Origin of the sequence: Salmonella sp. 2020_1395 (genome assembly GCF_043848115.1) — a bacterium.
Lineage (GTDB): Bacteria > Pseudomonadota > Gammaproteobacteria > Enterobacterales > Enterobacteriaceae > Salmonella > Salmonella enterica.
In genome coordinates, this window is sequence record NZ_JBCMFH010000015.1 from 58,479 (window position 1) to 70,944 (window position 12,466).

A 12,466-nucleotide genomic window follows, 5' to 3' on the forward strand; every position below is an offset into this window, starting at 1 on the left:
TCTTTAGTCATATCGAACGAATTTTCATTATAATGAACGGAACAGATTTGCTTTACAAGACGAACATTTCGTTCGTTATAGTGAACGTTGGATGCTTTATGACACAACCTATTAGCGTCATTGCCAGAAGTCTGGTACGCGAACGCCAGCGAACCGGACTGTCGCTGGCGGAGATTGCGCGGCGCGCAGGCATCGCTAAATCTACGCTTTCACAACTGGAAGCAGGGAACGGCAACCCCAGCCTGGAGACGTTATGGTCGCTATGCGTCGCGCTCGACATTCCCTTTGCCAGGCTGCTGGAGCCGCAGGTACAAAAAACGCAGGTGATTCGCCGCGGAGAGGGCACCAAAGTCGTGGCGGAGCAGGCGCATTATCAGGCGATATTACTGGCGGCGTGTCCGCCCGGCGCGCGGCGTGATATCTATCTGCTGTTGACGCAGCCGGGGGCCGACCGGATCTCTCATCCGCATCCGCCGGGGTCGGTGGAACATATTATTGTTACGCAGGGAAAAGCCCTCGTCGGCTTAACCGAGGCGCCGGAAGAGCTGGCGGAGGGCGATTACATTTGTTATCCCGGCGACCAGGCGCATATCTTTAAAGCGCTGGAACCGGATACTCAGGCTATCCTGGTAGCGGAGCAGAATTGAAATTGCCGGATGGCGGCGTAACCGCCTTATCCGGCCGACAAAAAATAAAACCGTAGGCCCGGTAAGCTTGCGCCACCGGGCACACGACTTACTGCAGATAGAACACCTCTTTTAGCTCTGCGCTGACCGGGCTGTTATCCGGATTCGCGGGCATAACGTCACGCATATGTTTCCACCAACGCTGGCAAACGTCGGTGCTGGCAACGGCGTTCCAGCGCTCCTCGGATTCAATCTCAACGGTGGCGAACAGCAGATTGCGCTCCTGATCGAGATAAATCGCGTAGTGATGCGCGCCGTGAGATTTTAATACGGCTTCCAGCTCCGGCCAGATTGGGTTATGACGACGCTGATACTCCTCGTGCGCGTCGGCATTTACCTGCATCACAAAGGCTTTGCGGATCATAACGCCTCCAGGTACAGCTCGCGAACTTCATCGCGGCTGGCGGTGCGCGGGTTACACGGCGCGCACGGGTCGGCGAGGGCTTTATCCAGCCAGCCTTCGATATCTTCTTTTGTGACGCCCAGCTTGCTGAAACCTTCTGGAATGCCGACGCGTTTGCTCAGCGTACGGATAGCGTTAATCGCTTCCTGACTTGCGACTTCGTCAGACATACCGCGCGTCTCCACGCCCATCGCCTGTGCGATGCGGGCAAAACGCGCGACGGCGTTCGGACGGTTAAAGTTCTCGACAATTGGCAGCAGGATAGCGTTGCAGACGCCGTGCGGCAGGTTGTGGGTTGCGCCCGGCTGGTGCGCCAGCGCGTGAACCAGCCCCAAACCGGCGCTGTTGAACGCCATACCCGCCAGGTACTGGCCGAATGCCATTTGCTCACGGGCTTCGAGGTTATGACCATCGTCAACCGCTTTCGGTAGCCACACATTGATTAAGCGAATCGCTTCCAGCGCGTTAGCGTCGGTGAGCGGATGCGCGCCAACGGAGACATAGGCTTCCACCGCATGGGTCAGGGCATCCATGCCGGTTGCGGCGGTCACAGAAGCCGGGATTTCCAGCATAACGCTGGCGTCATCCACGGCAATATCCGGGATGATATTCGGGTCGATGATCACCTCTTTGACCTTACGGGCAGAGTCGATAATCACCGCGTTGCTGGTCATCTCTGCCGCGGTACCTGCCGTAGTGTTAATCGCTACCAGCGGTACGCCGGCGTTTTTCACTTTGCCGACGCCGGAGTAGGCGGTAGATGGACCTGGGTTGGCGGTCAGAATTTTCACCGCTTTTGCGGTATCGATCGGGCTGCCGCCGCCGAAGGCGATAATGTAGTCACATTCTGCGGTCTGATACGCCGCAAAACCTTTCTGCACCAGCTCTTCTGTCGGGTTTGGGAACACCTCATCAAACAGGTGGTAAGACATTTGATGTTCATCCAGTGCGCTAAACAGGCTATCCAGCAGGCCCAGCTTTACCAGTTGACCATCGGTAACGATCAGCGCTTTGCCCCATTGCTTATTCGCCACGAGGTTCACCATATCGGCAATCGCTCCAGCGCCATGCAGGCTAATTTTTGGCAGTGCCAACATAAAGCTCATCACTATTCTCCTTAAAAAAATTCCCTGTTGCCCGATGGCGCTATGCTTATCGGGCCTACGGTAAAATGCGCACCGACCTGTAGGCCGGATAAGGCAAAGCCGCATCCGGCGTTGAGTTGGGAGGTATTAGTACAGCGCTACGGCGCTGGCCAGCGGTGTCACACCAAAACGTTTGCCGAGTGCGACCAGTTCTTCGCGCGTGATGGTCTGCTTCATACCGCCCATCGAATAGATTTTGACTAATACCTCAGCGGATTTCTCTGCGGTATCTATCAAACCGAAGGTTTCATCCAGCGTAGGTCCGCTTCCGAACACGCCGTGGAACGGCCACAGTACCAGCGAATGTTTCTGCATTTCTTGCGCGGTGGCCTGGCCGATTTCATCGGTGCCTGGCACCATCCACGGCAGAATGCCGACACCGTCCGGGAATACCACCAGACATTCGGTGCTGCCTTCCCACAGTTTGCGGGTGATCAGCGCAGTGTTGTTTTCCAGTACGTAGGTGAGGGCGATCAGGTTAGTCGCATGGCAATGCATAATGACGCGGTCTTTGCCGTGGGTGGCTTTGATGCGTTCGCAGTGGGAGAGGAAATGCGCCGGGAGTTCAGAGGTGGGTACCGCGTCGTGGGTTAAGCCCCACAGAATGTGGTAGCCTGCGCCGTCGCTGTCGATTTTGACCACGCCTAAATTGGCTGCCGGATCGAGCTGCACGTTGCGAAAGAATTTGCCGGAACCGGTAACGATAAACGGCGTGTTCGCCAGCAGCGGCATGGGTTGACTTAGCGCGATGTAGCGCGGTTTTTCGTGGAAATTAGCTGCAAACGGTGCGATATCGGCTTCATCCAGACGCAGCGTCAGGTTACCGCCATTACGTTCGTCCCACCCTTTCAGCCACGCATCAGACGTGGCTTTAATCATGCCCTGGACAAACCAGGAATCGGTAATATTTTGCATGTTCGTGTTCCCATTTATTGCCCGAAGGTTATTCGGGTCTTACGTAGGCCGGATAAGCGCAGCGCCATCCGGCAATTGTGTTTCATTTATTGCCGGATGGCGACGCGGGCGTCTTATCCGGCCTACAGATCAGGTGTCGCTGTCAGCTACGTTTGCTCAGGATCTCTTTTTCGTAGGTGCGAACGCTGTCCAGCCACTGGCTGCCAGTCGGCGTGTCGTGACGCTGGCAATACATTTCCCAGACGGCCTGCCACGGCAGAGATTTCTGCTCTTCCAGTAGCGCCAGACGCGCGGTGTAATCGCCGCTGGCCTCAAGCTGACGCAGTTGATCTGTGGGTTCCAGCAGAGCGCGCAGCAGCGCTTTTTTCATGTTGCGGGTACCGATAACCCACGCGGCGACACGGTTGATAGAGGCGTCGAAGAAATCCAGACCGATATGCACACGGTCGAACAGGTTATGACGGACGATCTCGCTGGCAATTGCCTGGGTTTCATCGTCCAGGAGCACCACGTGGTCGCTATCCCAGCGTACCGGGCGGCTGACATGCAGCAGCAGCCGTGGCACATAGAGCATGGCGGCGGAAATTTTGTCGGAAATCACTTCAGTGGGATGGAAGTGGCCCGCATCAAGGCACAGCGCGGTCTGACGGCTGGTGGCGTAGCCCATGTAGAACTCATTGGAGCCGACGGTGTAGCTTTCCGCGCCGATGCCAAACAGTTTGCTCTCAACGGCGTCGATGTGGTGCGCCGGGTCGAATTTCTCGCTAATGACCTCATCCAGCGCTTCCAGCAGGCGCTGGCGCGGGGCTAAACGGTCGACGGTAATGTCTTTCATGCCGTCCGGAATCCAGATGTTCATCACCGACGGCGTACCGAGCTGCTCACCAAAGTATGCCGAGACGCGGCGGCTGGCTTTGCAGTGATCGATCCAGAACTGGCGAATTTTCGCGTCGGGATGAGAGAGGGTAAAACCGTCAGCGCTCAGTGGATGAGAAAAACAGGTGGGGTTGAAATCCAACCCCAGCCGGTTCGCTTTCGCCCACTCCACCCAGTTTTTAAAATGCTCCGGTTTGATCTGGTCGCGAGCAATCGGCGTATCCGACTCAAGATAAATGGCGTGCAGGTTCAGCCGTTTTGGTCCTGGGATCAGACGCAGCGCCTGTTCCAGATCGGCGCGCAGTTCGGTGGCGTTACGCGCTTTGCCAGGATAGTTGCCGGTCGACTGAATTCCGCCCGTCAACGAACCTTCCGGGTTCTCGAATCCGGCAACATCGTCGCCCTGCCAGCAGTGCATGGAAACCGGCAGGCGATCGAGCTGGCGCAGTGCCTCCTCGACATCAATACCTACTGCGGCGAAACGTTGTTTTGCCAGTTCCCAGGCTTGTTCCAGTTGAGTGGTCATGCGCAAAGCTCCTTTGTCTGTCGTTTGGGTTGAAACTGCGCAACGTGGCGGGCAATTTCACTATCAGGATTAGGGATATAGGTTGTCAGGTCGTAGTTAGCGCTGATGACCTGACGGAAGTCATCGACGTTGTTTAATTCGTCGAGGGTCATAAGCTGAATACCAATATTGCCAAGGGTGGAGGCTTCAACCGGCCCGGCCATCACGCGAATACCACATGCATCGGCGCACAACTGGTTGAGTAGCGCGTTTTGGCATCCGCCGCCGACAATATGCAGTTGGGTAAATTTTTCGCCGCGCAGATTTGCCAGTTCGTGCAGAATGTCGGCATACAACAGCGCCAGACTGTCGAAAATGCAGCGCGCCAGTTCGGCATCGCTGACGGGAACGGGCTGGTCGGTCTCGCGACAGGCGGCCTGGATTTCAGCGCGCATATCGTCAGGATTGATAAAGCGATCGTCATTCGGGTTAATCAGGAAACGGCAGGCCGGCAGCGCTTCTGTTTGGGCGATAAGCGCAGGCAGATCGGTAATGCGCCGTTCTTTCAGCACGCGCTGGAGCAGCCACAAACCCATAATGTTTTTCAGTACCCGATAACGCCCTTCCGCGCCGCCTTCGTTGGTGATATTGGCAGCCAGCGCCTCGTCAGTGGTGTAGGGCATTTTGCTTTCAAAACCCATCAACGACCAGGTGCCTGAAGACAGGTAAGCGCTATGTTTATTTGCCAGCGGAGAGGCAATAACGGCGCTGGCGGTATCGTGGCTGGCGACGGCTACCACCGGAATACGGTTGCCCTGCGGGCAAATCCAGTCGCCGATAACATTGCCAGGGTGCGAGGGGCGGCCGAACCAGCCCTTTTTCGCGCCAGTCCACGCCAGCAGGGTATCGTCCCAGTCATCGGTATTGATATTGACCAATTGGGTGGTCGTGGCGTTGGTGTATTCCCAGTTCATTTCACCGGTCAGGCGGTAGCTGAAATAATCGGGCATCAGCAGCGCATGAGCGACCTGCGCCGTTAACTCAGGCTGTTGTTTCGTCAGCGCGCGTAGCTGATAGATGGTGTTAAACGGCAGAAACTGAATCCCGCTGCGGCGATAGATTTCGCTTTTGCCGATCTGGACCAGCGCTTGCGGCATGATGCCCGTGGTACGGTTATCGCGGTAGGAGACCGGCAGGCCGACACGCTGACCTTGTTTATCCAGCAGGACATAATCGACGCCCCAGGTGTCGATGCCGATGCTGTCGATAAGAATGCCTTCATTGCAGACTTTCTTCAGACCAAGACGGATATCCTTTTCCAGACTGTCGATGTCCCAGGTGTCAAACCCGTCTGTTTTTTGTAGGCAGTTCACAAAACGGTGAATTTCACGTAGCGTCAGGGTACGGTGTTTGCTGTCGTAACGCGCCAGCATCACGCGCCCGCTGGATGCGCCGAGATCAACCGCGACACAATGGCGAAAAGTCATAATCAGGTCCTTCTTAGAGTCATTGCGCACAGTCTAAAAAAGCCCTCAAAGACCTACCTTCTCGTTACTGACAGGAAAATGAGCCGCTGGCAACAAGGCAAAGATGAACGTGATAGCGTTCACAGTTTCTACTAATAGGCCGGTGTGATGTCGTCCGCATTTCCCGCTTTTTCCCGCCTTTTCTTGAAAAAAAGACCATGTTTGCGCGCTTTAGCGTCAAAAATTTAAGGTGAGGCCGATAACCCTTAATTACTATTCGGACATGTTGAATTCAGGAGGAAGCAACCATGACCGTACTGCATAGCGTGGATTTTTTTCCATCAGGTAAAGCGCCCGTGGCGATTGAGCCTCGTCTGCCGCAAGCCGCTTTCCCTGAACATCATCATGATTTTCATGAAATCGTGATTGTGGAACACGGTACGGGCATTCATGTATTCAACGGGCAGCCGTATACCATCAGCGGCGGTACCGTGTGTTTTGTTCGCGATCACGACCGGCATTTATATGAACATACCGACAACCTATGCCTGACGAATGTACTGTGGCGTTCACCGGACGCCTTCCAGTTCCTGGCGGGGTTGGATCAATTGCTGCCGCAGGAGCAGGATGGTTACTATCCTTCTCACTGGCGGGTGAATCAGAGTGTGTTGCAGCAGGTGCGCCAGTTGGTCGGTCTGATGGAGCGCGCCGGAGACGGCGTGGATGCGCCTGCCGTGGCGAATCGCGAAATTTTGTTTATGCAACTACTGGTGTTGTTACGCCGCAGTAGTCTGATGGAAGGCGCGACCAATAACGACGCCAAACTCAACCAACTGATGGCATGGCTGGAAGACCATTTTGCGGAGGAGGTCTGCTGGGAGGCGGTAGCTGAACAGTTTTCGCTATCGCTACGCACGCTGCATCGTCAGCTTAAACAGCATACCGGGCTGACGCCGCAACGTTACCTTAATCGCCTGCGTTTGATCAAAGCCCGGCATTTATTACGCCATAGCGATCATAGCGTGACAGAAATCGCGTACCGCTGCGGTTTTGGCGACAGTAACCACTTTTCGACTCTGTTTCGCCGAGAATTTAACTGGTCGCCGCGGGATATCCGTCAGGGACGCGATGCGATAATCCAGTAACGCGAACGCTATCAACGTTTTCGTCGCCAATATGCTGATAATTATACCCTTTAATACCGGATGGCGGCTGCGCCTTACCTGGCCTACGGCGGCGAGCGGTAGACAGAATAAGCGTAGTGCCATCCGGCAAGCATTCAACATGAGGTGCTGCGGTGGCAAATCAGTTAATCCTTTTGAAAAAAGATTTTTTTACTGATGAGCAGCAGGCCGTTACGGTTGCCGATCGCTATCCACAGGATGTTTTTGCGGAACATACGCATGAGTTTTGTGAACTGGTGATGGTCTGGCGGGGCAATGGCCTACACGTTCTTAATGAGCGCCCATACAGAATTACCCGCGGCGATCTGTTTTACATTCGTGCTGAAGACAAACATTCCTATACCTCCGTTAACGATCTGGTGCTGCAAAATATCATTTACTGCCCGGAGCGTTTGAAACTCAATATAAACTGGCAGGCGATGATTCCCGGCTTTCAGGGCGCGCAGTGGCATCCTCACTGGCGGCTGGGCAGTATGGGAATGAATCAGGCGCGGCAGGTCATTAACCAGCTTGAACATGAGAGTAATGGGCGCGATCCGCTGGCGAATGAGATGGCGGAATTGCTGTTTGGTCAACTGGTGATGACGTTAAAACGGCATCGCTACGCGACCGACGATCTTCCGGCAACCTCCAGAGAAACCCTGTTGGATAAATTAATTACCGCTTTGGCTAATAGTCTTGAGTGTCCCTTTGCGCTGGATGCGTTTTGCCAGCAGGAACAATGCAGCGAACGGGTGCTGCGGCAGCAGTTTCGCGCCCAAACCGGGATGACGATTAATCAATATTTACGCCAGGTCCGTATTTGCCACGCGCAGTATCTGCTTCAGCATAGCCCGCTGATGATTAGTGAGATTTCGATGCAGTGCGGTTTTGAAGATAGTAATTATTTTTCAGTGGTGTTCACGCGGGAAACCGGGATGACGCCGAGCCAATGGCGTCATCTCAGTAATCAAAGCGATTAACTGGCCATGCCTAAACCGACAATATTCGCCGCGATAATAATTACCACGCAGCCGAGGCTTAATACGGCAACGGGACGGCGGCCAGCATTTTTCCACTCTTTTAGCACCAGACCGACAAGCCCCCCGCACAGCACATAGAAGCTCATGTGCAGCATCCAGCTCATGTAGTCATATTGCGCTGGAATGCGCGCGTGGCCCCAGGCATAGAAAAAGAACTGTAAATACCACATCAGACCGCCAAGCGCGGACAACAGAATATTGCTGATAATCAACGGTCTTGCCAGCGAGAAGTCGGCTTTTATCGACAGATTTTGCACTTTTGCCAGGCGGATAAAACAGAAACCGAGGTTCACCAGCGCGCCGCCGCCCATAATCACCACGTAACTCGGCAACGCGACATAGAGCGGGTCAACGCCAAGCGCGGCAGCAGCTTCATGCATCGGTTTCGCGGCGTTCATGGCAAAAGACATCCCCGCCGAGAAAATACCGCACATCACTGCCAGCAGAAGCCCTTTCTTCAGATTGAACTCCTCCGCTTTAATGCCCATTTTGCGTTCTTTTAACTGTCCGGCGCGCGTCACAATCCCGACGCCGATCAGCGCGACAAAAACGCCAAGTAGCGTCATGCGTCCCCCTTCGGTATGGATTAACACATCGAAGTTACCGTTGATGATAGGCGTCATCAGCGTGCCGACGATAAGCGTAATGCCGATAGCGATGCCGATACCCATCGACATCCCGAGATAACGCATGGTCAGACCGTAATTAATATTGCCGATGCCCCACATGGCGCCGAACAGAAAAACCGGTAAAAGGGTGGAGAGGTTAAACTGCCCATAATAGGCCCAGAAATCAGGCAGTAACAGAGCGCTAATTGTCCACGGCAGAATAAGCCATGAGACGATGCCGCCCACTGACCACATGGTTTCCCATGACCACTGTTTCACTTGCTTGAACGGGGCATAGAAGCAGGCTGCACTGGCCGCCCCTATCAAATGCCAGAAAATACCCATCGTAATCGCGTTACTCATGACATGTTCCTCATTATTTTTTATGGACGGGATACCCCTTCCGTTTGCATGAGTTTAAAAATTACGCAGCCTGGTAACCTTATAACGATTGCCGCCGTTGGGTGTATTCTGGCAATCAGCACGTTAATGAAGTGATTAACTTCACGTTTTAAAAAAGTCGGAGCGCATCGTGACCGTCTGGATGTTATTTAAATCAGTGGGTAATATTTGTTTTCTAAAATACCTTCATCATAACGACACGAAACGACTTAGCTGGCAACAATGCAAAGAAAACGCTGCGTGAGATCACATAATGGGAATAGTCTGACTTACCGTTTGATAAAAGGGTAGTTATACAGTAATTATTTAGTTGTTTTATTTGTATTTACAATTTAAATATATTGAAATTAACGTTAGGAATCAATGAAATATAAATATAAGGAAATCCCTATATTGGCGTTGTTGATGGTGCTTTGATTTTTATTTTATATGACGAATATGAATTTCATTTATTTTATTTTGCTTTTTGAACATTATCCCAATTTTAAATTAAAGGTCTTTGTCTATATTGTCGCCATTCACATTGCGTATTATGGTTGTAATGGTCTGACATGAAACAACGTTTTAATTTTAAATTAAATGGATTCTGTTATGAGAAAATCTCTTTTCTTACTATTACCTCTTGTTGTAACAAATGCGCATGCAGTATATGTCGATGTTCGTCATGAATATCTTGATGACAGTAAAGCTAACTATGACCGTGCGTATATTTCTCATCGGTTTGCGAATGGTGTTGGTTTTGCGATAGAAGCTATCTCAAAATCAGGCGGGGATGACACCAATAAAGCGTTTAATGACCTGGAAACACAGGGCAACGAATATACGATAAGCTACCAATTTAAAACCGGTGATGTCGCCTGGCAACCGGGTTTCGTGCTAGAAACAGGCAACGGTTACTCTACCTATAAGCCTTACTTCCGCGCGACGTGGACATTAAATGAAAGCTGGTGGGTTGGTGCGCGCTATCGTTTTGAATATGTACGCCGTTCTTCTGATATCCGTGATGATGATACCATCAATCGTATGGATGTCTGGGCGGGTTATAAATGGAACAACTTTGACTGGACAATCGAAGGAATTTATAAGAAAGCTGATAAATATGATCTTTACGATGGCGGCAAAGATAACTATGAATATAACTTCAGAACTGCCTATATTATTGATCAATGGTCGCCATTCGTTGAGGTAGGTAATGTTTCCGTCAATAGCAACAGCGATGAAAGACAAACCCGTTTCCGCGTGGGTATAGGCTACACATTCTAATCATTATCCCTGTTTATTATTTATTCCCTTTTCCGGCTACTTTATAGGTAGCCGGTTTTTTTTACCTGGTGATGACCTGCGGATAATTATTATCGTGCGTTGGCCGGATAAGACGCGAATCGCCATCCGGCAACGAGATGTGCAGGAAATTATGCGCTTACATGATGCCCAGTAGACGGGGTAAGAACAGTGTGATTTCCGGAATGTAGGTAATTAATAACAGAACGCCGATAATCGCGCCGTAAAAAGGCAGCAACGGTTTAATCACTTCCTCAACTTTGACCTTACCGACGCTCGCCCCGACATATAAACCACTGCCAACTGGCGGCGTAATGGTGCCAATCGCCAGGTTATAGATCATGATAATGCCGAAATGCACCGGATCGACGCCCAGTTTAGCCATGATCGGCAGCAGAATCGGGGTAAAAATCAGAATGGCCGGACCGATATCCATAAATGCGCCGATAATCAACAAAAAGACGGTAATGACTAACAGGATAACCAGTTTATTGGCGGAAATACCGAGGATCATATCGCTCAGCGCCGCAGGAATATTGGTGATCGACATCGAGAAGGACATCGCCGAAGAGGTTGCCAGCAGGAACATGATGACCCCGGTCATTACCACTGTCTGGAGCAAAATCGAAGGCAAATCCTTAATTTTCAGCGTGCGGTAAAACACCATCGTCAGCAATAACGTATACACCACGGCAATCGCGGAGGCTTCAATGGCGGTGAAAACCCCCTGCACAATGCCGCCGACGATAATCACGATCAGCAGCAGGCTGGGAATGGCCTCAACGGCAACTTTTAGCGCCATGCCTTTTTGGACGGTGAAGAAAACCCGATAATTTCGACGCTTAGCGACCACCAGCGTGACCAGCATACAGCCAACGCCCCACAGCACTCCCGCGACCAGACCGCCGGCGAACAGAGCGGCAATCGATGTTCCCCCGCTTGCCAGCGCATAAAGGATAAAAGCCGTGGTGGGCGGAATTAACATTCCCGTCGGCGCGGAGGCGATATTCACCGCGGCCGCAAAGCCGCGATCGTAACCTTCGCGCGCGCTCATCGGCACCATCACGCCGCCGATGGAGGTTGAGGCGGCAATTGCCGATCCGGAAATTGCACCAAACATCATATTGCCGACGATGTTGGTGTAAGAGAGCGAGCCGGGCAGTTTGCCAGTAAACAGTTTGGCAAAATTGACCAGCCGGGCGGCAATTCCCCCGCTATTCATGATCACCCCGGACAAAACGAAGAACGGCACGGCCAGCAAGGCAAAACTGTCCAGGCTGGAGAACATTTTTTGCGCGGTGGCGAACATCGAAATATCGAAAGGCAGTACCAGCATCATGGTGCTGAAAGAGGCGATAACGATGCAGATCCCGATAGGCGCGCCCATGGCCAGTAAAACAACAAAGACGGCAATTAGCGTACAGGACGCAAAAATAGGGTCAATCATGTGATTTCTCCAGAGTGTGCTCAGTGGTATCCGTGGCGGAATGGATAGCTTTCAGGGCGTCAACGATATTCAGCAGCCCATAGAGGATGATCAGTACGCCCGCGCAGGGGAGCGCGTAATAAATTTTTCCCATCGGAATGCCCAGCGCAGGGGAGATTTGCAGCATAGAAATCGCAGAAATCTTTAAGCCGCCGATAATCAATACCCAAATGGAAAACGCGATAAAAATGACCTGCAGAATAATATCCCACCAGCCGCGAATCGTCGGCGACACCTTATCCAGTAAGAGAGTCAGGCTGATATGCTGTTTCTGACCGGCGACAAAAGCCATGCCCAGCATTGATACCCACACCAGGAGAAATCGCAGCATCTCTTCGGTAAGGGTGCTGGGAACGCCCAGAATGTAGCGGCTCACCACCTGCCAGCAGGCGATGCCAACCATTATCGCCAGCACCAGGCAACAGATAGCGCCCAGCAATAAATCAAGTCCTTTTCTGAATGTGTTCATCTTAATTTCCTGATTAGA

The 12,466-nt window shown here is 52.3% G+C and carries 12 protein-coding genes; 4 read left to right on the plus strand and 8 right to left on the minus strand.

Annotated features, from left to right (window positions below):
• The first annotated feature begins 98 nt into the window (after positions 1–98).
• Complete coding sequence (locus ACH0WD_RS19775) at positions 99–647, plus strand: helix-turn-helix domain-containing protein (protein WP_001517951.1); 549 nt, start codon at positions 99–101, stop codon at positions 645–647.
• Positions 648–735: 88 nt separating this feature from the next.
• Here ACH0WD_RS19775 and rhaM read toward each other — a convergent pair whose 3' ends face one another.
• The 5 genes from rhaM to rhaB all read right to left on the minus strand — a co-directional run bounded on the left by rhaM (position 736) and on the right by rhaB (position 6,017).
• A complete protein-coding gene (gene rhaM, locus ACH0WD_RS19780) occupies positions 736–1,050 on the minus strand; it encodes an L-rhamnose mutarotase (RefSeq protein WP_000619478.1) in 315 nt (104 codons plus the stop codon).
• A complete protein-coding gene (gene fucO, locus ACH0WD_RS19785; RefSeq protein WP_000009261.1) occupies positions 1,047–2,195 on the minus strand; it encodes a lactaldehyde reductase in 1,149 nt (382 codons plus the stop codon). Before fucO ends, rhaM begins: the two co-directional genes overlap by 4 nt.
• A gap of 126 nt (positions 2,196–2,321) precedes the next feature.
• A complete protein-coding gene (gene rhaD / locus ACH0WD_RS19790; RefSeq protein ID WP_001179685.1) occupies positions 2,322–3,149 on the minus strand; it encodes a rhamnulose-1-phosphate aldolase in 828 nt (275 codons plus the stop codon).
• Positions 3,150–3,291: 142 nt separating this feature from the next.
• Positions 3,292–4,551, minus strand: coding sequence for an L-rhamnose isomerase (locus tag ACH0WD_RS19795; RefSeq protein WP_000211462.1), 1,260 nt, complete (start codon positions 4,549–4,551; stop codon positions 3,292–3,294).
• Complete coding sequence (rhaB, locus tag ACH0WD_RS19800; RefSeq protein ID WP_000143953.1) at positions 4,548–6,017, minus strand: rhamnulokinase; 1,470 nt, start codon at positions 6,015–6,017, stop codon at positions 4,548–4,550. Before rhaB ends, ACH0WD_RS19795 begins: the two co-directional genes overlap by 4 nt.
• A gap of 287 nt (positions 6,018–6,304) precedes the next feature.
• On the opposite strand from rhaB, the gene rhaS reads away from it, so the two are divergent.
• Together rhaS and rhaR are read left to right on the plus strand one after the other, a co-directional pair.
• The gene (rhaS, locus tag ACH0WD_RS19805) at positions 6,305–7,141 is read left to right on the plus strand and encodes an HTH-type transcriptional activator RhaS (protein ID WP_000217114.1); all 837 of its coding nucleotides are present in this window, start codon (positions 6,305–6,307) and stop codon (positions 7,139–7,141) included.
• Positions 7,142–7,293: 152 nt separating this feature from the next.
• Positions 7,294–8,142: an HTH-type transcriptional activator RhaR gene (gene rhaR, locus ACH0WD_RS19810; RefSeq protein ID WP_000013288.1), complete on the plus strand. Its 849-nt coding sequence runs from the start codon at positions 7,294–7,296 to the stop codon at positions 8,140–8,142.
• Here rhaR and rhaT read toward each other — a convergent pair.
• Positions 8,139–9,173 (minus strand): L-rhamnose/proton symporter RhaT, encoded by a 1,035-nt coding sequence (rhaT, locus tag ACH0WD_RS19815; RefSeq protein WP_000063541.1) that lies wholly within the window; start codon positions 9,171–9,173, stop codon positions 8,139–8,141. The two genes, rhaR and rhaT, sit on opposite strands and share 4 nt — an antisense overlap.
• A gap of 618 nt (positions 9,174–9,791) precedes the next feature.
• On the opposite strand from rhaT, the gene ACH0WD_RS19820 reads away from it, so the two are divergent.
• Positions 9,792–10,475: an oligogalacturonate-specific porin KdgM family protein gene (locus tag ACH0WD_RS19820; RefSeq protein ID WP_000378721.1), complete on the plus strand. Its 684-nt coding sequence runs from the start codon at positions 9,792–9,794 to the stop codon at positions 10,473–10,475.
• A 157-nt stretch (positions 10,476–10,632) separates the two neighbouring features.
• Here ACH0WD_RS19820 and ACH0WD_RS19825 read toward each other — a convergent pair whose 3' ends face one another.
• Both ACH0WD_RS19825 and ACH0WD_RS19830 read right to left on the minus strand, forming a co-directional pair.
• Positions 10,633–11,940, minus strand: coding sequence for a TRAP transporter large permease (locus ACH0WD_RS19825; RefSeq protein ID WP_000566804.1), 1,308 nt, complete (start codon positions 11,938–11,940; stop codon positions 10,633–10,635).
• Positions 11,933–12,448: a TRAP transporter small permease gene (locus ACH0WD_RS19830; RefSeq protein WP_001091413.1), complete on the minus strand. Its 516-nt coding sequence runs from the start codon at positions 12,446–12,448 to the stop codon at positions 11,933–11,935. The genes ACH0WD_RS19825 and ACH0WD_RS19830 overlap by 8 nt, the downstream gene beginning before the upstream one ends.
• Positions 12,449–12,466 lie beyond the last annotated feature (18 nt).